The organism is Pseudomonas sp. SIMBA_041 (genome assembly GCF_046535095.1).
In the GTDB taxonomy this organism is placed as follows: domain Bacteria; phylum Pseudomonadota; class Gammaproteobacteria; order Pseudomonadales; family Pseudomonadaceae; genus Aquipseudomonas; species Aquipseudomonas mucoides.
Map to the genome: position 1 here is coordinate 56,790 of NZ_JAWRXJ010000012.1, position 22,156 is coordinate 78,945.

Sequence of the window (22,156 nt, forward strand, 5' to 3'; positions counted from 1 at the left end):
AGGTGCCGCAGGAGGACTCTAAAGTCACGCTGGCGCCTGATCCAGCGAAACGCCACCGCGAGCCTGGGCAGCAGGCAGCAAGCGACGTTCAACCCCCACCTGACTGGAGGCAGATCATGAGCCAGTATCAACGGTTGTTACTGATCATCAACCCCGCCCTGCGCCATTCCCAGGCAATCCATCATGCCGCAGCACTGGCCAAGGCCAGCCATGCGAATTTGCATATTGCCGCCTTGATTGCTCCGTGGAAAATGTTGTCACTGCTCGAGGAAGGCGACCGGAAAATGGCTCGGGAGCGGTATCTGCAGGACCATCAAGACTGGCTGAAGGAGCAGGCAAGAAACCTGCGTGACCGGGGGATCAATGTGACCACCGAGGTGGCATGGGCGGATGACTTGCCGCAAGACATTCTCGATCACGTCTCGGACATGCAGCCCGACCTGCTGATCAAGGAGGTTCTGCATGAATCGGTGCTCAAGCGTGCTTTTTTCACGCCTCTGGACTGGCATCTGCTGCGTCACTGCCCGGTACCGGTTTATCTGGTGGGCGGGAGCGGCTTTGTCTTGCCACGCAGGGTTGTGGCGGCGGTCGAAGTGTCGGAAACCGAGTCTCCCGACGACGAGCTCAATGACCGGATCATCCAGCAAGCCAGCGGCCTCGCCATACAGTGTGATGCCGAGTTGCATTTGCTGTACGCCTGCGATATTTCCGCCGCCTTCCTGGCAGACATGGATGGCCTGACGCTGGCTGACCTGACCAAAGCGCTGCGCAGTGACCTGGAGAAGTCATTCCTCAAGTTGGCCGGTCGGTATGGGGTGGCCTCTGATCGTCGACATTTCATTTTGGGAAACCCCGTCAAAGCATTGAGCGAGTTTGCCTACGATCATCAAGTGGATGTGATTGTGATGGGCAAAGTCCAGTCCCATGGAATGGATAAGCTTCTGGGCAGCACAACCGAGCATATTTTGTATCAGGTGCCTTGCAGCGTCTTGGCGGTCTGAAGAGGGCGGGGCGGTCAGACCCGACTGACAGGTGGGCGTGACAGAGAGCGCGAGGTCGGCGTTTGCTATTTGCGCTTCCAGTATTTCTGCATTTCAAGAAACAGAAACGAGGCCGTCCAGGTGATGAGTACCAGGCCGGTCAAGGCTTGCAGGCCGGTCAGGTATTTGAGATTGCCCACGGGCGAAATATCGCCGAACCCGATCGTCGTATAGGTCGTGAAGGAAAAATAGACGCAGTCCAGCAGAGAACCATCAAAGTTGCCTGTCAGGCTGCCCCATTCGCCGGAACGCACCATCAGGTAATAGACCAGCGCGAAGCACCAGACTTCCAGCGCATGGGCCAGCAGCGCGCCGAACACCCCGACAACAATCCTGAAACGGCTCCAAAGCTTGAGCCGGGGCAGCCAATCGTTCAGGCGTAGCAGGCATTCGTAATGAATCACCACGACAACGATGACCACCAGTGTATTGATCAAGGTAACGGCCAGCATGGCAAACCTCCGGTGGCAGCGTAGGTGTGAAGGACTGCGCCAAAGGGGGGCGACAAGGGCGTTCCTCAGGCAGGTGCCACGTTCGGTTGTGTCGGGGCCTGGGCGGGTTTGATCGGCATCAGTGGTGGATATTCTTGCGGCGTCAGGGTTTCTTTTTCCAGCAGCAGGCGTGCACCGGCATCCAGATCAGCCCGCCGACTGTGGAGTAAGGCTTTCGCCCGTCCATAAGCTTCATCGAGCAGGGCACGAATACCCAGGTCAACTTCCCTGGCGGTCTGTTCTGAATAGTCTCGCTCGCCGCCGCCCATATGTTCGCCCAGATACGTCGCGCTTTGCCGCTCCAGCACCGACTGCCCAAGTTCGTCGCTCATGCCAAACCGGGTGATCAATTGCCGGGCGATATCAGTGGCACGGGCCAGGTCATCGGCCGCCCCGGTAGAAATCTGGCCATAAGCAAGGTATTCGGCGGCGCGTCCGGCCATCAGGACGACAATCCGGTCCTTGAGCATCTGGCAGCTGATGAGGAAGTGATCTTCGGTCGGTCGTTGCAACGTATAGCCCAGGGAACCGATGGCGCGAGGCACGATTGATACTTTGTGAACGGGGTCCATGGCCGGCAGGCTACTGGCAGCCAGGGCATGCCCCATCTCGTGATACGCCACCACCTGGCGCTCCTCGGGGCGTAGCAGGCTGCTCTTGCGTTCAACCCCCGCGATGATACGTTCCACCGCGGCAGTGAAATCGTCCAGGTTGACCGACTCCGCGCCGCGGCGAGTGGCGACGATGGCCGCTTCGTTGACCAGGTTGGCCAGGTCCGCGCCCGTGAAGCCCGTGGTGATGTCGGCAATACGCTCGCCATCCAGGCCCGGCTCTGTGGTGATCTTTTGCAGGTGGACCTTGAGGATCGCTTGCCGGCCTTTTCGGTCCGGGCGATCAATCAGCACCTGACGGTCGATCCGGCCGGCTCGCAGCAGCGCCGGGTCGAGGATCTCTGGCCGATTGGTCGCGGCCAGCAATACAACGCCCTCACGAGGATCGAATCCGTCCAGTTCCGCGAGTAATTGGTTGAGGGTTTGCTCTTTTTCGTCATTGCCGCCAAATGCACCAACGCCCCGCATTTTGCCCAGCGCATCCAGTTCGTCGATGAAGATGATGCAGGGCGCCGCCTCCCGCGCTTGTTCAAACAGGTCGTGCACCCGTGCGGCTCCCACCCCGACGAACATTTCGACGAACTCCGACCCCGAGATCGAGAAAAACGGCACACCGGCTTCCCCGGCGATCGCTTTGGCGACCAGGGTCTTGCCGGTTCCCGGCGGACCGACCAACAGGGTGCCTTTGGGGATGTGCGCCCCCAAGCGTGCGTATTTGGCCTTGTCCTTGAGAAAAGAAACGATTTCCACCAGTTCGGTCTTGGCTTCATCGATACCCGCCACATCGGCGAAGGTCACTCCGGTATCGCGCTGGACGAACACCTTGGCCCGAGACTTTCCGATGCTCATCAACCCTCCCATTCCTTGTTTTTCCGCCATTGAGCGAAACAGGAAATGCCAGACCACCATGATGAGGGCGAACGGCAGCAGCCAGCCCAGCAGGCCGCTCAGAAAGGTATTTTCGTTGACTCCGGCAAAGCTGGCACCCGAATGGGCAAGCTCCGCCGCCAGCGCCGGATCGACCCGTTCCGTCGAGAACAGGGTGTGCCCTTCGATAGGCTCTTGCAGTTTGCCGCTGATCTGACCTGCTTCGACCTTTAAGTCGCTGACCTTTTGCTCCTTCAGCAATTGCAGGAACTGGCTGTAGGGAATGTTCTGCACAACGTGACGATCGACAAACAGTAACTGAGTGAGGGTGAACACGACAAACGCGATCAGGAAGTAGGAGAGGTTCCACTGGTGTGTTTTTTTCATGACGTTCACTCAGCAAGAAGACAGGGGCAGGGCAGCCCGCCTTGAGTCGCCCGGAGGGCAACTTCCCTATTGGCGGCGTTGATTTCAGGCTTGAACTCAAGTGCTTCCAGGATGGTTTTACGCCAACTCAAGTTGCTCATGACAGCGCCCTCTGTTTCAGGTGCGGCCTTTAAGCCGTCTGGACCCGGTTCACTTTTTCTACGCCCCGGCGGCATAAAAACATTGAGTTAAATCAACAAGGCTTCAGTGAGCCACTCACTCACTGTCAGCGAGCTATAAGTTGACAAAAATCAGAGTGCGCAAGCGCTGGCGTCCGATACTTTGGCAATCCAGGTGAAGTACACCGCTGCGATAAACCGAGGGGAAAAGTCATGAGCAAGCGCTTGTCCTTTGTACTACTGAGTATCTTGTTGGCAACGACCGCCGGTTGCAGTCATCGGCACGCTCAGGAAATTGACGCGCGATTGGAGGCCGCTGAAAACAACGCCGCGACCGCTCGGCTGCGGGCCGATGAGGCGTACAACAAAGCGGAGCAAGCACAACGGGCTGCCGATGAGGCCAACCAGCGCGCCAATCGAATAACCGATAAAGCGAAACTTAAATAATCAGCCATGGCAGGAAGCCTCAGGCTGGACGGCGGGCTGGCCGTCAGTCAGGTAAAAGCGCTCGCGGGACGAGGTCTATGATGCTCAAACTTAAACGTATCCTGTTGATTGCCCCTTGCGAAATGATCCGCACCCCGGCGTTTGACCGCGCGCATGCGCTGGCCTGTGCCACGGGGGCGCTGTTGCACATCGTCGCATTCGATTATGTGCAGGTGCTGGCGGTGGCCGGGTTGTTTGATCACGATGCAATGGCTCAGGCGCGGGAGGGCTACCTGCAGGTGCACCGACACTGGCTGGAGCAACAAGCCCGGTTTCATCAATACATCGGTATGCAGGTCACCACCGAAGTCGTCTGGTCCAGGTCCACCCCTGCGCACATAGTGGAATACGTCAATGACTTCCATGCGGACCTGGTCATCAAGGACGCCACGCATGTGCCGGTACTCGACCGCGCGTTCCACCGGCCCCTTGACTGGCTGTTGCTGCGCGACTGTCCGGCGACCTTGCATCTGGTCAGCGACGCAAAAAATTCCAAGCCGATGAGCATTCTTGCGGCAGTCGATTTGTCCCATCTCGAAGAGCTGAGCCACGGGCTTAATGACCGGATTCTCGATCTGGCCTCGACAGTGGCGGCCTCCTGTGGCGCCGACTTGCACGTACTCAACGTCAGCAACTGGTCGGTGGTGGGGGATACCGAGAGAAGCGTGCCGACACTGAGCCTGGATAACAGTTTCAGCGATGCGATCAATGATGCTCAGCAAGAGGCCTTTGATGCGCTTGCCGAACGTTATTGCATCGACAAGAAACGCCGACATCTGCTGAAGGGCATCCCTCACAAGGTGATCGTGAAGTTTGCTCGACAACAGGCTTTTGACTTGGTGGTGCTGGGTACCGCCTATCATCACGGGATCGACCGGTTCATCGGCGGTACCGTCGAGAGTGTGCTGAACAAGGCGCCGTGCAGCTTGATGATCGTCAAGCCATCGCGCCCCCAAGGATGATCAAGGAGACGGCCATGCGAATGACATTTCTCGGTGCGGCAGGCACGGTCACAGGCAGCAAATACCTGTTGGAACACAGGGACCAGCATGTGCTGATCGATTGCGGCCTGTTTCAGGGCTACAAGCAACTGCGATTGCATAACTGGGACCCTTTTCAGCTGCCGGTCCGCGATCTCGACGCCATTGTGCTGACTCATGCTCATCTTGATCACAGCGGCTACTTGCCGGTGCTGGTGCGCAACGGTTATCGCGGGCCGGTTTATGCCACGGCGGCGACTTGTGAGCTGGTGAAAATCCTGCTGCGAGACAGTGGTCGCTTACAGGAAGAGGAAGCCGAGTTTGCCAATCGGCATGGCTACTCCAAACACGCACCGGCGCTACCACTTTACACCGAACAAGACGCTGAACGGGCGCTGAAGCTGTTGCGACCCCTGGAGTTGCATCACCCGGTGAACATTGTGCCCGGCATGAGCATTAAGTTGCGCGGCGCCGGGCACATACTGGGCGCCGCCACCGTCGAAGTGGTGGCCGATGGCGTAACGCTGGTGTTTTCCGGGGATTTGGGGCGGCCGAACGACCCGCTGATGTTCGCGCCGGAAACCATCGAACAAGCTGATTTCTTGCTCATTGAGTCAACCTACGGTGACCGTCTGCACCCTGACGAGCCTCCGGAGAAAAAACTGGCCGAGGTCATCAATCGCACGGCCATGCGTTATGGCATCACGCTGGTGCCATCGTTTGCTGTCGGGCGTGCTCAATTGCTGATGTATTACTTGTATCGGCTGAAACAGACGCATGCCATTCCAGACCTGCCGATCTACCTCAACAGCCCTATGGCGACAGATGTCACGCGCTTGTACCAGCGCTTTCGCAGTGAGCATCGGCTGTCGCTGGAGGACTGCGAAGGCATGTGCCTGGGCACACACTTTGTGCGGTCGACTCGTGACTCTATTAATTTGGATCAGCAGCGCACCCCGGCGGTGATTATCGCCGCCAGCGGCATGGCGACAGGAGGGCGGGTGCTGCACCACCTCAAAGCATTGGCGCCGAATCCGCTGAATACTCTGTTGGTCCCAGGCTTCCAGGCAGGAGGCACTCGCGGTGCGCAGATCGTCGCCGGTGCGCCGTCGGTGCGCATCCACGGTAAAGACGTGCCCATCCGGGCGGAGGTGGTGCCCATGGAAACGTTGTCCGCGCACGCCGACGCTGATGAAATCATCCAGTGGTTGCGCGGGTTCAAACGACCGCCGAAGCATACTTATGTGGTACATGGCGAGCCCAACGCCGCGGATGTATTGCGCCGACGCATCAGTCTGGAACTGGGGTGGTCAGTGTCCGTGCCCGAGTACCGCGACAGTGTCGAACTGACCCTTGACGATCAGCCATCAAGCCTGCCTCTCTGACTTAAAACGCCTCGCCGATGTCCCGGCGAGGCGCATTGTCCTGAATACATGCGTCGTCGTACAACATCGACGGATGACTTCAGTCCCCGCGTGTCACTAATATCGCCCGACGAACAACAAGCCGTGAAGCCCATCGCCAGAGCGTTCAGCGATGATTTGGCTTTTAAACGGGGGTGATTCTCTAGACCAACGGCAATTTTTCAGATTGACAGCGTCGTATGGGACTCGATATAAAAGGCACAGTTGTACGACGACAGACGATTAGCGATCTGTTCATCCTAAAAATAAGAAAGAGTGTCGGCCCATCATGAATTCAACCTGCGTCCTCACCTCGCTGAATGCCGCTGCTTCCGGTTCGTTCCTGACGCTTTACCCGTCTGCGCCATCTCGCCCGTCACAGGCGACTGTCCCGCCAAACGCTTCCTCGCATCACTGCATGCCCGGCTTGCGCCATTGAGATCGCGCTACGCGTGAGTTAACCGATAGCGCAAAACGGCTAATCGCAAGACACGGCTGAACCTGACCAGCCTTGGCGCGGATTCCTCGCGTTTTGGCGATGCTCTACGACACAATTGATCTCGCTTGAAACCGAGAGATCATCACCATAATCCAATAATAAAGTGATGCCATGAATCTGAACGAGCCCATCAATGCGCAACGCGTCGGCCAGGCGGTCGGCAAATACCGCTGGACGATCTGTGCACTGTTGTTTTTTGCCACGACCGTCAACTATCTGGACCGCCAGGTACTCAGTCTTTTAGCGCCGCAGCTGTCGACGCAATTTGGCTGGAGTAACACCGACTACGCCAACATCGCCTCGGTTTTCCAGTTTGTGTATGCGATTTCCATGTTGTTCGCCGGCCGCTTCGTCGACAAGATCGGCACCAAGAAAGCGTACATGTTAGCGATTGGCATCTGGTCCACCGGTGCGGTGATGCACGCCTTTGCAGTGCCAATGGGTGAGGGCATCGGCTTCCTGAGCAGTGCGCTCGGGCTGGCTGTCATTCCGGTGTCCATTGCCGGTTTCATGTTGTCGCGGGCGGTTCTGGCGATTGGTGAGGCGGGTAACTTCCCGATTGCGATCAAGGCCACTGCGGAATACTTCCCGAAGAAGGAACGCTCGTTCGCCACCGGCATCTTCAACTCCGGCGCCAACGTCGGCGCGATCCTGGCGCCGATCTGCGTGCCATTGATTGCCGGCATTTGGGGCTGGGAAGCAGCGTTCATCGTGATTGGCCTGTTGGGCTTCGTCTGGGTCGCTGTCTGGATCGCACTCTACGAGAAACCGGAGCAGCAAAAACGTCTGTCGGCCGAGGAACTGGCCTACATTCGTGCCGATGAACCGGTGCAAGTGGTCACCCCGCAAGTGTCGGGTGTCGCTGCCAAAAAAGTATCGTGGTTCAAACTGCTGACCTACCGCCAGACCTGGGCGTTTGCCTTCGGCAAGTTCATGACGGACGGCGTGTGGTGGTTCTTCCTGTTCTGGCTGCCAACCTATCTGTCGGCGCAATACGAGATGAAGGGCGCGGCCATCGTTGCACCGCTCGCCGTGTTGTACAGCATGACGATGATCGGCAGCATCGGCGGCGGCTGGTTCCCGAGCTACTTCATGGCGCGCGGCGACAAGCCGTATGACGGTCGTATGAAAGCCATGCTGGTGATCGCGTTGTTCCCGTTGGTGGTGTTGTTGGCGCAGCCATTGGGTTACATCAGTTTCTGGGTGCCGGTGTTGTTGATTGGTGTAGGCGCGTCGGCGCATCAGGCGTGGTCGTGCAATATCTTCACGACCGTGTCTGACATGTTCCCGCAAAAAACCATTGCGTCGGTGGTCGGTATTGGCGGCATGGCGGGTGGTCTGGGCGGTGTGGTGATGACGAAGATCGGTGGTTACGTGTTCGACTACTACAAATCGATCAACGACATTCACACCGGCTACATGATCATGTTCGCGATCTGCTCGCTGGCCTATCTGGTGGCCTGGAGCGTGATGAAGGCGCTGGTGCCACGCCACAAGGAAATCACTGACCTGTAAAACGGCGGTCCATGCAGTAAAAGCCCCGTCCCACATCAGTGGGGCGGGGCTTTTTCGTTTCGGGCATCTGATCCGTATTTTCCTGGTCCATCTGCCTCTGTAATGCACTCAGTTGCAGGCTCACAATGACGGCCTACCGCGAATTCACAATGTTGGAGGCTCCAATGGGCAAGATGGCAATTTTCCTCGGTGGTTTTCTGGTGTTGACCATTCTGATTGGCGCACTGGCCACCATCTCTCCGACTTAATCCTTTGCTCTGATATGCGACTGCCGGTCAAACATCCTCCCGCCAGCGCCGCGCCTGCACCACCAGTGCCGGCGCAAAGTGCAGCACCACCATGCGCACCAGGTGATGGGTGAGGATGAACACGACATTCAGCCCGCCGCTGAAGGCGACGAGGGCGATGGTCTCGATGGCGCCCGGCATGTACGCCAGCCATAGCGACAAGGGATTGCTGCCCAAAAACTGCCCGGCGACGCCAGCAAATGCGGCGGCGATCAGCAGCATCAGGCCGACCGACATCACGGCGGTACGGCCGTGATGCAGGAGTTCGCCGAAAGAGATGTCCTTGAATTTCGAACCAATCAGCGCGCCGAGCAGCACGGTCGCGAAGTCGACACTCCATGACGGCATGTGAAAGCCCTGCAAGTAACCGGACTTGAGGTAGACGCCAGTGAGCACGATGGCCGTGAGCATGAACGGTGCCGGCACGCCGATGTTCAGCAGCAAGCGACCGAGCAACAGGCACAAGGCGATCAGCGACAGCAGGGGCAGTGCCATGCTCATGTCTTGCAGGTTGCTGTCGGCCATCGCCAGGTGGGTCTGTCCGGGAATGCAGAAGCTGACGAGAAGGGTGATGGCGAGCAGTCGCACCAGATGCACGACAATCACTTTGCTGGACGCGCGTTCGGATTCGAGCAAGTCGAATATCGCAGCAAGTGCGCCGGGGTAGACCGCCAGCAGCGAATCCTTGCGGTTCCATCCGGCGATTTTCAGCAGCGCCAGGCCGGCCACCGAGCTTTGCACCATCAGGCAAAACAGCATCAAACCGAGGCTGGGGAGCATGGCCGCGACGGTGTGGCTGTCCCACGCGGTAAACATCAGGCCGGTCGCGATCCCCAGTACGATCTGCACGTAGCCGAGGCCGAAACGCAGGGTAGGGGAGAAGTGCAGACGACTGGCGATCAATGCCGTTGCCAGAATCGACCCCAGCAACAGGCCATGGGGAATGCCCGCGTATTGCAAGGCACCGCCGACGCCGGTGGCGATCAGTAAACAGAACAGGGTTTTCATGAGTCTTCCTTGATCGTGAATGACCGACACTTCCATTCGGGCCCGGCATGTTTTCCCACTGAATGGCACCAGGCGTCAAGAACGCAGGTTGACTCGTCAGGCATGTCCGTTAGGCGACATCTCCTGGCTTACTAGCGTTAGTCGGTAATCCGCAGAAGCGTTAGAGTCGAGATCACGTTCCTGGCAAACCCGGATGCCCTCGATGACGCGCCCTCGCTTCCTACCCGACAACTTCACCCTGACCCTGATCGGCGTCGTGCTGCTCGCCAGTTTTTTGCCCGCCAGCGGTCAGGTCGCGGTGGGCTTTGGCTGGCTGACCAACATCGCCATCGCGCTGCTGTTTTTCCTGCATGGCGCCAAACTGTCACGCGAGTCGATCATCGCCGGCGCCGGCCACTGGCGCCTGCATTTGCTGGTGTTCAGCCTGACCTTTGTGCTGTTTCCGCTGCTCGGCCTGGCGCTCAAACCGGTGCTGTCGCCCCTGATCGGTGACGACCTGTACATGGGCATGCTCTACCTCTGCGCGCTGCCGGCCACGGTGCAGTCGGCCATTGCGTTTACCTCCCTGGCGCGGGGGAATATTCCGGCGGCAATTTGCAGTGCGGCGGCGTCCAGTCTGTTCGGGATCTTTATCACGCCATTGTTGGTGACGCTGCTGCTGAATGTGCATGGCGACGGCGGCTCGACGCTCGATGCGATTGTGAAGATCAGCGTGCAACTGCTGCTGCCATTCATTGCCGGGCAGATTGCGCGGCGCTGGATCGGTGCTTGGATCGGGCGCAACAAGGGTTGGCTGAAGTTTGTCGATCAGGGATCGATTCTGTTGGTGGTCTTCGGCGCGTTCAGTGAAGCGGTGAACGAGGGCATCTGGCAGCAAATCCCACTGTGGGAACTGGCCGGGCTGGTGGTGGCGTGCTGCGTGTTGCTGGGGCTGGTGTTGGTGGCCTCGACGGTGCTGGGCAAAGCCTTTGGTTTCAATGTGGAAGACCGCATCACCATCCTCTTCTGCGGCTCGAAGAAAAGCCTGGCCACTGGCGTGCCGATGGCCCAAGTGCTGTTCGCCGGCAGCACCATCGGCGTGTTGATCCTGCCGTTGATGCTGTTCCATCAGATTCAGTTGATGGTCTGTGCGGTGCTGGCCCAGCGCTACGCCAAACGCCAGGAATCGGTTGCCGAACTGATGGCACAAGTAGATCCTTGAACGCCTGAGTTCCAAGCGTCGTCTGGAGTTGTGCATGAAGGTTGGCGTGATCTCCGATACCCATGGCTTGCTCCGCGCCGAAGCGGTGGCGGCGCTGGAGGGCTGTGAGCGGATCATCCACGCGGGTGACATCGGCAGCCGCGATATTCTCGATCAACTGGCATCCATTGCTCCGCTGCAGGTGGTGCGCGGGAACAATGACCTGACCGAGCCTTGGGCGGCAGATCTCGAGGATCTGCTGCGCTTTGAACTGAACGGATGGGGCACGTTGCTGGTGCATGACATCGCCGATGTTCCGGCGTTGCTCGATGCTGACATCAAACTGGTGATCACTGGCCATTCGCACCAACCGCGCATCGAATGGCGCGACGATACGCTATTCCTCAACCCCGGCAGCGCGGGGCGGCGGCGCTTCAAGCTGCCGGTGACGCTGGCGTTGATTGAGGTGCTGGAGAGCTCGATGGAACCGCGGCTGGTCTCGTTACTGGACACCACTCAATCAAACTGCAGGGGATCTCTGTTGTGGCTCAATACCGCTGATATTTCGAACCGAACTCAGGGCGGTTCTCCGCCACCACCACACCAGCGCGAACGGCGTTGCTCGGACTGATCAGCGCCACGCGTTCACGCAGTTCTTGCAGCCGATCCGCGCCGCCTTCAACGACACGATTTTCGATCAATCGATCCGAACCACCTTCCACCAACCGTTGCTGATGCTGACTGTGGGACACGGCATGGGCGGTGTTCGCCGATGCCAGGTTAGACAGACCGAGACCACCGACCAGTGCCAGACCAAGTGCCAGGGACGAGACTCTCGAGAAGTTGAACATGGGTGATACTCCGTGCGTTTAGTGTGAGTGGGGCGGTAGCGGCTGCTATCCGGTGATCACAGTTAAACGCTCGGGTGTATCGGTGATGTGTGCTGTAACCCGTCGAAATCGGGGTTTGCGTATCTGTCGCGGGTTCTTATACAGACGGATACAAAACCCCATCAGGATTCGGCGCCGAGCAACTCCACCGGGTAGGAGAACACGTAGCCTTCGCTGCGCACGGTCTTTATATAGGTCGGTTCGCGCGAGTCATCAAGCAAGCGTTGGCGCAAGCGGCTCACCAGCAAATCGATGGAGCGATCGAACAGGTCGGCATCACGGCCTTGGGTCAGGTTGAGCAACTGGTCGCGGCTGAGCACCCGTTGCGGGTGATCGAGAAACACGCGCAGCAACCGGTATTCCGCGCCACTGAGGGCGACCATGGTGTCGTTTTCATCCAGTAAGTGGCGAGCCGTGGTGTCGAGACGCCAGCGGCCGAAACCGAGCAGGCGACCGGTTTCGGTGATCAGCAGGTTCGGTGGCAGCATCCGTGTACGGCGCAATACCGCGTTGATCCGCGCGAGCAATTCGCGGGCGGCGAAGGGTTTGGTCAGGTAATCGTCTGCGCCCATTTCCAGGCCGAGGATGCGATCGGTTTCGTCATTACGAGCGGTGAGCATCAGGATCGGCGTGGCTTTGTGCTTGCCGGCGCGCAATTCACGGCACAGCACCAGGCCGTCATCGCCGGGCATCATCAGGTCCAGCACGATCAGGTCGACCTGATTGGTTTCCAGAAAATGGCGCATCTGCCGGCCATCCGCAACCACCGTGGTCCGCAGGCCGTTCTTCTTCAGGTAATTGCCCACCAGCTCGCGGATCTCGCGATCGTCATCGACGATCAGGATGTGGTTCACATGCTCCATTGCTCAACCCTCTTTTTATTCGATTCGGAGAATTGTATCGCACTGTATCGCAGGCGCTGTTTGACACCTTACGCCTTAATAACGCGGTGTTGACGACACATGGCAGATACCTGCGGGCGATTAAATGGCTTCCATCGAGACAAGACGACTTGCCTCACCGCCACCGACTATCGTCACCGCGAGTGCGGCAATCAGGGCGGTTGATCCATCCACTGAGTCGTGCAAAACAACCGACAAATGACGGGTAGGGAAATCACTATGAAGATGAATGTGTTGAGCCGTAAAACCGAATCACGCCGCCGCTTCCTGGCACCAACGATGCTCGCTGTTGCGCTGATGCAGTTCGGTGTCCTCAGTGCCGCCACAGCGCAAGCCGCGACCCCGACTGCAGAGCCGGTGGTGGCGAACGTGGAGTCGCACGACTCGTTCGGGCCGCTGAAGCACGTCAAGGCTGGCTTGTTGAATGTGGCTTACGCCGAGGTGGGGCCTGCTGACGGTCCCGTGGTGATTCTCCTGCACGGTTGGCCCTACGACATCCACAGCTACAGCGAAGTGGCGCCGTTGCTGGCGGCCAAGGGGTACCGGGTGCTGGTTCCATACGCCCGGGGTTATGGCGACACGCAGTTCCTGTCGGACAAGACCCTGCGCAACGGCCAACCTGCGGCGCTGGCCAGTGACGTGATTGACTTCATGGATGCGCTGAAGATCAAACAGGCGGTACTCGGCGGCTATGACTGGGGTGCGCGTTCGGCGGACATCGTCTCGGCGCTGTGGCCGGAGCGGGTCAAGGCGTTGGTGTCGGTCAGCGGCTACCTGATCGGCAACCAGGCCGCAGGCAAGAACCCGTTGCCGCCCAAGGCTGAATTGCAGTGGTGGTACCAGTTTTATTTCGCGACCGATCGTGGCCAGGCCGGCTACGAAAAAAACCGTCACGACTTTGCCAAGTTGATCTGGCAGACGGCGTCGCCAAAATGGGTGTTCGACGACGCGACCTATGATCGCAGCGCTGCCGCGCTGAACAACCCGGACCATGTCGCGATCACCGTTTTCAATTACCGCTGGCGGTTGGGCATTGTGCAGGGCGAGCCGCAATACGAAGCGCTGGAACAGAAGTTGGCCACGGCGCCATCAATTACGGTGCCGACCATCACGATGGAAGGTGACGCGAACGGCGCGCCGCATCCGGCGGCCGAGGATTACGCCAAGCGATTTACCGGCAAGTATGAGTACCGGCTGATCAATGGCGGCATCGGCCACAACCTGCCGCAGGAAGATCCGCAGGCGTTTGCCAAAGCAGTGATTGATGCTGATCACCTGTAACCCCACTAACCCCCTGTAGGAGTGAGCCTGCTCGCGATGGCGGAGTGTCATTCAGCATCAATGCTGACTGATCTGGCCTCATCGCGAGCAGGCTCGCTCCTACAGGGGTAAAGGGTGTTAGTCGGATCGTGGGTTATGCCACGACCTGATAACACGGCACATACGCCGCGCCACCCGGCAGTTTCATCCGGTGCTGGGCGACGAACGCTTTGAGCAATTGATCCAGCGGACGCATGATCTGGGCATCGCCACGGATCTGATACGGCCCGTGCTGCTCAATCAGGCGGATACCCTTGTCCTTGACGTTGCCGGCGACAATGCCGGAGAACGCACGGCGCAGGTTGGCCGCCAGTTCGTGGGCCGGCATGGCCAGGCTCAGCTCCAGGTTGGCCATGTTTTCATGGGTCGGGTCGAACGGGCGCTGGAAGCCTTCGTCGATCTTCAGCAGCCAGTTGAAGTGGAACGCGTCATTGCGCTCGCGGCGGAACTGTTTGACCGCTTTGAGTCCCTGAGTCATCTGCCGTGCGACTTCCGCCGGATCGTCGATGATGATCTCGTAATGTTTCTTCGCCGCGTCGCCCAGCGTGGCGCCGACGAACGCGTCCAGTTGCTCCAGATACGGTGCGGCATGCTTGGGCCCGGTGAGGATGACCGGGAAGGGCAGGCCGTCGTTGTCCGGGTGCATCAGGATGCCGAGCAGGTACAGGAATTCTTCGGCCGTGCCCGCACCCCCCGGGAAAATGATGATGCCGTGGCCGACGCGCACGAACGCTTCCAGGCGTTTTTCGATGTCCGGCAGGATCACCAGCTCATTGACGATCGGGTTCGGCGCTTCGGCGGCGATGATTCCAGGTTCAGTCAAGCCGAGGTAGCGACCGCCGTGGATACGCTGTTTGGCGTGGGCGATGGTCGCGCCTTTCATCGGGCCTTTCATCACGCCGGGGCCGCAACCGGTGCAGATGTCGAGGCTGCGCAGGCCCAGTTCGTGGCCGACTTTCTTGGTGTATTTGTATTCTTCGGTGTTGATCGAGTGACCGCCCCAGCAGACCACGATCTTCGGTTCGACGCCGGGACGCAGTGTGCGGGCGTTGCGCAGCAGGTGGAACACGTAGTCGCTGATGCCCTGGGAGGTGCTCAGGTCGATGCGCTGGCTGTCGAGTTCGTTTTCGGTGTAGACGATGTCACGCAGGGCGCTGAACAGCATTTCACGGGTGCTGGCGATCATTTCGCCGTCGACGAAGGCGTCGGCCGGGGCGTTCAGCAGTTCCAGGCGTACGCCGCGATCTTGCTGGTGGATGCGGATTTCAAAATCTTTGTAGGCTTCGAGAATGGTCTTGGCGTTATCGACATGGGCGCCGGTGTTGAGAATGGCCAGGGCGCACTGGCGGAAGATGTTGTAGGTGCTGCCGGAACCGGCTTCGCTCAGTTGTTGGACTTCGCGTTGGGAAAGGGTTTCCAGGCTGCCTTTAGGGCTGACCGAGGCGTTGATTACTTGTCTTTGGGTCATTCAGTGATCCTTAAAACGATGTCACTCGCCGAACCGCGCGAAGGGCATCCGAATAGTGTGTATCCATGGATGAAGATGGCACGAACTGCGCTATACCGCCATGTCCCCCGTTTGACGATGAAAAGATGAAAAGGAGCCCCAGCATAGCTAAATCCCTCGCAGAGGCGATAATGCCTGGCTTTCTTTTTGTCTCTGCTCCCAAGGAAACCTGTCGCGATGTTCGAAATCCAGCCGCAGAACGCTCAAACCTATCGACAACAGACGCGCCGCAGTACGGTGATTATTGCCCTGATGTTCCTCGCGCTGGCGATGGTGCTGTCCACGGCGGCGGTGGCGGTGTTCGGTGAGCCCGGCGGCGACAACCTGCGGTATAACGTCGGCGGTGTGTTTATCGCGGTGTTGCTGATGGTGGCGCTGATGCGCGGCAAGTTCTGGAACCAGCCATGGATGGCTGCGGCAGTCTACGGCTGGCAGCTCAAACGCAGCCTGATGAGCATCACCAACATCATGCATCAGGTCACCGCAGCGGTGGCGACCGGTGATCCAGTGGCCATGAAACTGCTGCGTTTCTATCACCTGGGCCTGCACCAGATGCACGAGCTGGACGCCAACTCCAGCGACCACAGTCAGCTGGTTCGCGAAATGGATCAGCACAAGGCGCGAATGGAGGAACTGGGTATCGACACCGACCAGACCCGTCTGGATCCAGCCTGGCTTGAGGCGGTGAAGCAGGCGTCGAGATAAGGTTTCCCGACACAAACTCGTCACGGGGCCGGCAAATCACCTATCGTGTTTCTGATGCGACATCTAAAGGGCGAACAGGAAAAATCGCCCTGTCATAACAAATCAGGGACTGTCATGGGGAATCCGTCCATCAAAGATCCGATTGCAAACCCGCGTCCGGCCACGCCTTGGGTGCCCGGCCAGCTCGAATCAAGGCTCAAGGTCCGCTATGCGGTAGTGCTGCTCGTGGCGGTGTGCCTGTCGATGACGGTGATCGTGTTCTGGGAAGCCTGGAACTCGCGCCAGTACCATCTGCAGGACAAAGAAGTGGCGATGTCCAACCTGGCGCAAACCCTGGCCTCGCAGGCGCAGGCGTCGATCAAACAGGCCGATACGCTGCTGTTTGCCTTGGTGGACCGCCTCGAAAACGAGGGCGTCGGCCCGCAGCAACTGCCCCGGTTGCAACGATTGCTCCGCGCTGAACGTGATGAGCTCAAACAACTGCATGGCTTGTTTGTCTACGACGAACAAGGGCGCTGGATCGCTAACTCCAATGGCGCAGAGGTGCCCAACGCCAACAATTCCGACCGTGAATATTTCATCTTCCATCGTGACCATACCGACCGTGGCCCACATATCGGTCGTTCGATAAAAAGTCGCTCGAGCGGTGAATGGATCATGACCGTGTCGCGCCGGATCAATTATCCGGATGGCCGATTTGCCGGGGTGGCGCTGGCCACGATCTACCTCAGTCATTTCCTTGAGCTGTACGACAGCATCGACATGGGCCAGAACGGGGTGATCAACCTGATTGCCGATGACGCCAGCATTGTTGTACGTCGGCCGTTCAAAGCGGCTGACATTGGCAGCAGCGTGGCCAAGGGGCCGCTGTTTACCCAACTGTTGCCTAAAGGCGATTCCGGCACGGCCACTGTCAAGTCGTTTGTGGACGGTGTGGAACGGGTGGTCGGGTTTTGGCGGGTCAGCGGTTATCCGCTGATCATCTTTACCGCGCTGGACAAGGAGGAGGTGCTGGCCAGTTGGCGCAAGGAGACGGCGCTGAGCGCGGGGATCGTATTGTTGCTGCTGCTGTTTCTGGGCGCGCTCGGTTATCGCCTCATTCACTTCATGAAGCAGCAACATCACTTTCAGCGCGTGTTGCTTGATGGCCAGGAAAAACTCATCGAGGTCAATCGCAGCCTTGAGCTGCTGGCCCTGGAGGACGCGTTGACCGGGCTGTCCAACCGGCGTCAGTTTGACCTGTTTATCCTCGCGGAAATGGGCCGCGCCCGGCGCACCCAGACCCACCTCGCGATGCTGATGATCGATGTCGATCACTTCAAGAGCTTCAACGACCGCTACGGTCACGTCGCCGGTGATGAGTGTTTGCGCCGGATCAGCTCGATCATCAAGGACAACATCAAGCGCCCCGGTGATCTAGCCGCCCGTTATGGCGGCGAAGAGTTCACGGTCGTGCTGCCTGGCACGGACTATGTCGGCGCTTTTCTGGTGGCTGAAAAAATCCGTCACGCCGTCCTGCTGGAGGACATTGAGCACCTGGACAGCGCAGAGGGCAGGGTGACCGTCAGTATCGGCGTTTGCGCCTACAACACGGCCTCGCAGGACCAGCCCGACGATGTGGTCACCGCAGCGGACAAGGCCTTGTATGTGGCCAAGTCCAGCGGGCGCAACATGAGCGTGATAGCCAATTGAGGTCAGATAAAACGGTCGCTGCCCTGGACCAGTTTGGTGGACAGGTACGACTGCTTGAGTTTTTCCAGCCACCACCCTAATGCCCGGCCGTCATGATCGCCGCGCCAGCCGGCGTACAGGATGTTCGGTTCGCGTGGGTCGGCCATCTGTTTTTCAACCAGCGTGCCGTTTTTCAGTAGCGAGCCCACCCGGTGCCGGGGCAGCCAGCCGACGCCCAGGCCATCGCATTGAGCGAGGACTTTGGCGCGCATGGTCGGCACCGCGAGCACCGGTTGGCCGCCCGACACGCCGTAGGTGCTGCCCTCGGTGACCCGCGACGAGTCCGCCACGACGATCGCCCGGTGCTGCGCGACCATGGCCCGGGAAATCGGTTCTTTGGCCTTGGCCAGCGGGTGTTTCGGTGAAACTGCGAACACCCACTCCATTTCCCCCAACTGCATCCAGCGCAGGGTCGGAATCGCCGGTGGCTCGTTGGTGGCGCCAATGATCAAATCCGCGCGCCCTTCACGCAGGGCTTCCCAAACGCCTTTGAGCACCTCTTGGGTGATGCGCAGCGGCACGCCGGATTCCAGCGCATCAAACTCATGGATCACCGGAATCAAGGTTTCGAATTCGAGCAGTTCGTCAGTGACAATCCACAGTCGGCTTTCCCAGCCGTTGGCCACTTGCTGCACCCGTTGGGTCAGGCGGGACACGTCCTGCATCAACCGCGCCGCTTCGTTCACCAGCAACTCGCCGGCCGGGGTGAGCTGCAAGCGGTAGCGACGGCGGTCGAAGAGCAGCGCGTCGAAGCGTTCTTCCAGTTGCCGCGCGGCGTAGGACACGGTCGACGGCGCCTTGCCCAGGTGCGCTGCGGCCCGCGACAGGCTGCCGGTTTCGCGGATGGCCTGGAGCAAAGTCAGGTCTTCAATCGACAGCATGGGTTCATCCTCGGCGTTGGTTTCAGGCGGCCCGGCGCAGTTTCCACTGCCTGAACAACCGACGATAGACCAGCACGTTGATCGCCAGCACCACGCTGCCCAGCGCCAATTGAATCGGCGGCGTCAAGCCGGCGGGGTAAATCACCGGCCAGATGTAGTGCTCGATAAAGCCACCACCGTAGCCGGTTTGCCCGGCGGCCTGGCGCATGAGGTTTTCCCACGGGGTCAGCGGGCAGGTCAGGTGCAAGACTTCGACCATCACACCCCACGCAGCAGCAGGCAGGTGGGCCCAGATCAGCGGCCGCCATTTGAGTACCAGCAGCCCGCCGAACAGCACGAACAGAATGAACAGCAGATGAAACAGCACCAGCCCGTCGGCGGCGATCCGGTAAAACATGTCGACTCCGTGACCTGTTGGCGAATCGCTTCATGGTACTCGGACGTCTCCCAGTGATCAGCGCAAATCCGCGAACTCGGCGCGCATCCGCCCGTTGTGTTTGGCGCGATAGAGCAATTTGTCGACCTGCTCGATGAAGTCCACAGCCGTCGCCTGTAGCGGCGCGACCGTGGTGCCGACGCCCAGGCTCACGCTCAACAGCGGCGATACCGGGGAAAATGCATGGGCAATCTGTTGTTGGCGAATCAGGTGCAGGCATTTGCGCGCCACCAGCCGTGCGGACTCGGCGTCGGTTTCCGGGAGCAGCCAGACGAATTCTTCGCCGCCGATCCGGGCGATGAAGTCACGCGGACGATTGGCCGCCAGCGACAACGTCTGGGCCACCTGGCGCAGGCATTCGTCACCTTTGATGTGGCCGTAGTGGTCGTTGAATTGCTTGAAGTAGTCGATGTCGAGGATCAGCAACGACAACGGCAAACCGGTGCGCTGGGCATGGCCCCATTCGCGTTCCATGACGGTGTCGAACATACGCCGGTTGGCGATACCGGTGAGGCCGTCCTGGAACGAATACTCTTCGAGTTGCTTCTGCAGCCGGCTCAGGTGTTCTTCGGTTTTCTTGCGTTCGCTGATGTCGAACATGAAGCCCACCAACGCTTCGACTTCGCCGTCCTTGCGCACCACGTGCACCACGTCGCGAATCCACACGTAGTCGCCCTGTTGGGTCAGTGCCCTATAATCCGCTTCATGATCGACCCCGGCACGCGATTGCGAGACGCAGAACTCCACCACGTAATCCCGATCGTCCGGGTGCATGCGCTCGACCCAGTCGTTGACCGTCACCCAACTGTCCTGTTTCCAGCCCAGCAACGCCTCGATCTGCGGGCCGATGTAGCTGAAGGTCATGGTTTTCCAGTCGATCCGCCAGGGAATCGCATTGGTTGACTCCAGCAGGGTTTTATAGACATCGCTATCGGGTTCGACTGAGCTCATGCAGGGCCTGGCCTCAAGGAAATATGCAGCGCCATCATGTTGCTACTATCGAGGCGAATCAAGCGCCCGGCCGATGAACGGAGCGCCTTCGCTGCACACGCTCACGACGCAAGTGCGCAAGATTGTTCAAGCCATCCGCCGCGACGGCTGGCACAGTCTCGGGTCTTTCACCGGTTGTAGGGCGTTATGACGAATTCAATCATGCCGCGCAGTGCCTTTCTGCGTGGCGCTGTGGCGATCATGCCGCTGTCCCTGGCCACCGCGCCTTGGGGCTTGCTGGCCGGGTCCATGGCCATCGAGGCCAACCTCACGCCGCTGCAAGGGCAGGGCTTGTCGAGCATTGTGTTTGCCGGGGCCGCACAGTTGGTCGCCATCGGCATGCTCAAGGGCGGTGCCGGGGTCTTTTCGATTCTGCTGACCACTTTGCTGCTGACCTCGCAGCATCTGCTGTATGGCATGAGCATGCGTTCGGTGATTTCGCCGTTGCCGGGGCGTTGGCGGGTGGGGCTGGGCTTTTTGCTCACCGACGAGTTGTTTGCCTTGACCAGTCAGCACGACAAACAGCAATTCAATCGCTGGTACGCGCTGGGCGTCGGGCTGACGTTTTACATCGCCTGGAACCTGTTCACGCTGGCGGGCATTGTGCTGGGCAGCAGCATTCCGGGGCTGGAGCATCTGGGCCTGGACTTCTCCATCGCCGCCACCTTTATCGCCTTGATTACGCCGGTGGTGCGCAACGCGCCCACGGTAGTGTGCGTCGCGGTGTCGCTGTTCTGTTCGGTGTTGTTCAGCTACTGGCAATGGGGCTCGGCGCTTGTACTGTCCGGGTTGGCGGGTATGACCGCCGGTTTTATCTGCAACAAACTCTACCTGGGGCGAACAGCATGATGGTGTGGGCGGTGATTGTCGGAATGGGTGTGCTGGTGTTTCTCAACCGCTACGTGTTTCTCGAACCCCGGTTGCCGGTGCGCTTGAGCAGCAATGCCCGGCAGTTCCTCGGGTTTGCCGTGCCCGGCATGTTGACCGCGATCTGCGGGCCGATTGTGTTCATGCCCGACAAGCAGCTGAATCTGCAGTGGGACAACCCGTACCTGATCAGTTCGCTGGTGGCGGTGGGGCTGGTGCTTTACACCCGTAACACCTTGCTCAGCATGCTCTTGAGCATGGGGTTTTTCTTTTTGCTGCGTTGGTGGCTCTGAGTCGAACGCTCAAATGTGTTCTACGCTTAATGGGTCCCTTCACTGGAAGAGAGGTGCGCATGGCCAACGATCAAAAACATCCGGATTTTGACGATGAGGATGAACCCACGGAGGAAGAGATCAAGCGGCAGGAACGTTCGCGGCAGGACTGGAAACATGACGACAGTCGGGAGCTGTCAGACCGCGACCAAGAGCGTCCGCTGAAGCCCTGACCCCATGCACCACAACCTTTGTAGCAGCTGACGAGCAGCGCGAGGCTGCGAAGCAGTCGTAAATCCTGCTGACGCGGTCTATCTGAAACACCGCATGCGTCGATTTTACGACGGCTGCGCAGCCGGACGCAGGCTTCGCCAGCTACAGGGTTGTGTTTTTGCTTGGATAAGTTAGATCGCCTCGTTCCAGCGTATTTGGGTGATGCCCAGTTGCGTGGCGGTCAACCGCGCGGCGTCGAGGGTGGCGTGTGCAGCGATCTTTCGCCCAGACTGCGGATAGGCATGGGCGGACGCCGAATGAATCGCGTCGACATCCGAAAACTGTTCGGCCAGTTTGAAGAAGTGCCGACGAACGCCTTCAAACAAGTAGTGCACGGCGTAAGGGACGAGCTCGCTCATGTCTTGCTCCTGAGTTCAGCCTGGGCTGGGGCTCAGCAGTTGAATGGAGAATTCAGGGAGATCTGCGTTACAAGCGGTGTGCAGAAATAACAAAGCTGAAAAGAAGGAGGC

Annotated in this window: 22 protein-coding genes and 1 pseudogene; 13 read left to right on the plus strand and 10 right to left on the minus strand. The window is 59.2% G+C overall.

What is annotated here, in order from left to right; translation table 11 throughout:
• The first annotated feature begins 116 nt into the window (after positions 1 to 116).
• Positions 117 to 1,001, plus strand: coding sequence for a universal stress protein (locus SB725_RS25455; RefSeq protein ID WP_410922817.1), 885 nt, complete (start codon positions 117 to 119; stop codon positions 999 to 1,001).
• Between the two features lie 65 nt (positions 1,002 to 1,066).
• Here the strand turns inward: SB725_RS25455 and SB725_RS25460 are convergent, their stop codons facing one another.
• Together SB725_RS25460 and ftsH are read right to left on the minus strand one after the other, a co-directional pair.
• The gene (locus SB725_RS25460) at positions 1,067 to 1,492 is read right to left on the minus strand and encodes a potassium channel family protein (protein ID WP_310267488.1); all 426 of its coding nucleotides are present in this window, start codon (positions 1,490 to 1,492) and stop codon (positions 1,067 to 1,069) included.
• 65 nt (positions 1,493 to 1,557) lie between these two features.
• Positions 1,558 to 3,396 carry an ATP-dependent zinc metalloprotease FtsH gene (gene ftsH, locus SB725_RS25465; RefSeq protein WP_027923598.1) on the minus strand — a complete coding sequence of 613 codons (1,839 nt, stop codon included), beginning with the start codon at positions 3,394 to 3,396 and terminating at the stop codon, positions 1,558 to 1,560.
• A 371-nt stretch (positions 3,397 to 3,767) separates the two neighbouring features.
• On the opposite strand from ftsH, the gene SB725_RS25470 reads away from it, so the two are divergent.
• From SB725_RS25470 to SB725_RS25485, 4 genes are all read left to right on the plus strand, one after another.
• A complete protein-coding gene (locus SB725_RS25470; RefSeq protein ID WP_027923599.1) occupies positions 3,768 to 4,001 on the plus strand; it encodes an Lpp/OprI family alanine-zipper lipoprotein in 234 nt (77 codons plus the stop codon).
• Between the two features lie 80 nt (positions 4,002 to 4,081).
• The gene (locus tag SB725_RS25475; RefSeq protein ID WP_194940391.1) at positions 4,082 to 5,002 is read left to right on the plus strand and encodes a universal stress protein; all 921 of its coding nucleotides are present in this window, start codon (positions 4,082 to 4,084) and stop codon (positions 5,000 to 5,002) included.
• Between the two features lie 14 nt (positions 5,003 to 5,016).
• Entirely contained in the window at positions 5,017 to 6,405 is a 1,389-nt protein-coding gene (locus tag SB725_RS25480; RefSeq protein ID WP_228758760.1) for an MBL fold metallo-hydrolase RNA specificity domain-containing protein, read from the plus strand.
• Between the two features lie 628 nt (positions 6,406 to 7,033).
• A complete protein-coding gene (locus tag SB725_RS25485) occupies positions 7,034 to 8,437 on the plus strand; it encodes an MFS transporter (RefSeq protein ID WP_027923602.1) in 1,404 nt (467 codons plus the stop codon).
• 275 nt (positions 8,438 to 8,712) lie between these two features.
• Here the strand turns inward: SB725_RS25485 and SB725_RS25490 are convergent, their stop codons facing one another.
• Entirely contained in the window at positions 8,713 to 9,732 is a 1,020-nt protein-coding gene (locus tag SB725_RS25490; RefSeq protein WP_027923603.1) for an AbrB family transcriptional regulator, read from the minus strand.
• A gap of 202 nt (positions 9,733 to 9,934) precedes the next feature.
• Between SB725_RS25490 and SB725_RS25495 the strand changes: the two genes are divergently transcribed.
• On the plus strand, positions 9,935 to 10,933 hold the full coding sequence (locus SB725_RS25495) for a bile acid:sodium symporter family protein (RefSeq protein WP_410922754.1): 999 nt from the start codon (positions 9,935 to 9,937) through the stop codon (positions 10,931 to 10,933).
• 34 nt (positions 10,934 to 10,967) lie between these two features.
• Positions 10,968 to 11,423: pseudogene (locus SB725_RS25500) on the plus strand (metallophosphoesterase family protein); the annotation flags it as partial.
• 37 nt (positions 11,424 to 11,460) lie between these two features.
• On the opposite strand, the gene SB725_RS25505 reads toward SB725_RS25500, so the two are convergent.
• Both SB725_RS25505 and SB725_RS25510 read right to left on the minus strand, forming a co-directional pair.
• On the minus strand, positions 11,461 to 11,763 hold the full coding sequence (locus tag SB725_RS25505) for a phage infection protein (RefSeq protein ID WP_410922755.1): 303 nt from the start codon (positions 11,761 to 11,763) through the stop codon (positions 11,461 to 11,463).
• 161 nt (positions 11,764 to 11,924) lie between these two features.
• On the minus strand, positions 11,925 to 12,665 hold the full coding sequence (locus SB725_RS25510; protein WP_027923605.1) for a response regulator: 741 nt from the start codon (positions 12,663 to 12,665) through the stop codon (positions 11,925 to 11,927).
• Positions 12,666 to 12,923: 258 nt separating this feature from the next.
• On the opposite strand from SB725_RS25510, the gene SB725_RS25515 reads away from it, so the two are divergent.
• Entirely contained in the window at positions 12,924 to 13,985 is a 1,062-nt protein-coding gene (locus tag SB725_RS25515; protein WP_059182782.1) for an alpha/beta fold hydrolase, read from the plus strand.
• A 133-nt stretch (positions 13,986 to 14,118) separates the two neighbouring features.
• Here SB725_RS25515 and ppnN read toward each other — a convergent pair whose 3' ends face one another.
• Positions 14,119 to 15,492: a nucleotide 5'-monophosphate nucleosidase PpnN gene (gene ppnN, locus SB725_RS25520; protein ID WP_027923607.1), complete on the minus strand. Its 1,374-nt coding sequence runs from the start codon at positions 15,490 to 15,492 to the stop codon at positions 14,119 to 14,121.
• Between the two features lie 216 nt (positions 15,493 to 15,708).
• Here ppnN and SB725_RS25525 point away from each other — a divergent pair, with 216 nt between their 5' ends.
• Together SB725_RS25525 and SB725_RS25530 are read left to right on the plus strand one after the other, a co-directional pair.
• A complete protein-coding gene (locus tag SB725_RS25525; RefSeq protein WP_027923608.1) occupies positions 15,709 to 16,236 on the plus strand; it encodes a DUF3087 domain-containing protein in 528 nt (175 codons plus the stop codon).
• A gap of 114 nt (positions 16,237 to 16,350) precedes the next feature.
• Positions 16,351 to 17,928: a sensor domain-containing diguanylate cyclase gene (locus SB725_RS25530; RefSeq protein WP_410922756.1), complete on the plus strand. Its 1,578-nt coding sequence runs from the start codon at positions 16,351 to 16,353 to the stop codon at positions 17,926 to 17,928.
• A 2-nt stretch (positions 17,929 to 17,930) separates the two neighbouring features.
• On the opposite strand, the gene SB725_RS25535 is transcribed toward SB725_RS25530, so the two are convergent.
• From SB725_RS25535 to SB725_RS25545, 3 genes are read right to left on the minus strand one after another with little or no spacing between them, the layout of a single operon-like run.
• A complete protein-coding gene (locus SB725_RS25535) occupies positions 17,931 to 18,848 on the minus strand; it encodes a LysR family transcriptional regulator (protein ID WP_027923610.1) in 918 nt (305 codons plus the stop codon).
• A gap of 22 nt (positions 18,849 to 18,870) precedes the next feature.
• The gene (locus SB725_RS25540) at positions 18,871 to 19,245 is read right to left on the minus strand and encodes a DUF2784 domain-containing protein (protein ID WP_027923611.1); all 375 of its coding nucleotides are present in this window, start codon (positions 19,243 to 19,245) and stop codon (positions 18,871 to 18,873) included.
• 57 nt (positions 19,246 to 19,302) lie between these two features.
• Complete coding sequence (locus SB725_RS25545; protein ID WP_194940217.1) at positions 19,303 to 20,235, minus strand: sensor domain-containing diguanylate cyclase; 933 nt, start codon at positions 20,233 to 20,235, stop codon at positions 19,303 to 19,305.
• Between the two features lie 186 nt (positions 20,236 to 20,421).
• Between SB725_RS25545 and SB725_RS25550 the strand changes: the two genes are divergently transcribed.
• From SB725_RS25550 to SB725_RS25560, 3 genes are read left to right on the plus strand one after another with little or no spacing between them, the layout of a single operon-like run.
• Entirely contained in the window at positions 20,422 to 21,123 is a 702-nt protein-coding gene (locus SB725_RS25550) for an AzlC family ABC transporter permease (RefSeq protein ID WP_194940216.1), read from the plus strand.
• On the plus strand, positions 21,123 to 21,434 hold the full coding sequence (locus SB725_RS25555) for an AzlD domain-containing protein (protein ID WP_178129422.1): 312 nt from the start codon (positions 21,123 to 21,125) through the stop codon (positions 21,432 to 21,434). The genes SB725_RS25550 and SB725_RS25555 overlap by 1 nt, the downstream gene beginning before the upstream one ends.
• 59 nt (positions 21,435 to 21,493) lie before the next feature.
• Positions 21,494 to 21,646 carry a hypothetical protein gene (locus tag SB725_RS25560; protein WP_194940215.1) on the plus strand — a complete coding sequence of 51 codons (153 nt, stop codon included), beginning with the start codon at positions 21,494 to 21,496 and terminating at the stop codon, positions 21,644 to 21,646.
• A gap of 171 nt (positions 21,647 to 21,817) precedes the next feature.
• Here SB725_RS25560 and SB725_RS25565 read toward each other — a convergent pair whose 3' ends face one another.
• Positions 21,818 to 22,045: a DUF6555 family protein gene (locus SB725_RS25565; protein WP_027923615.1), complete on the minus strand. Its 228-nt coding sequence runs from the start codon at positions 22,043 to 22,045 to the stop codon at positions 21,818 to 21,820.
• Positions 22,046 to 22,156: the final 111 nt, after the last annotated feature.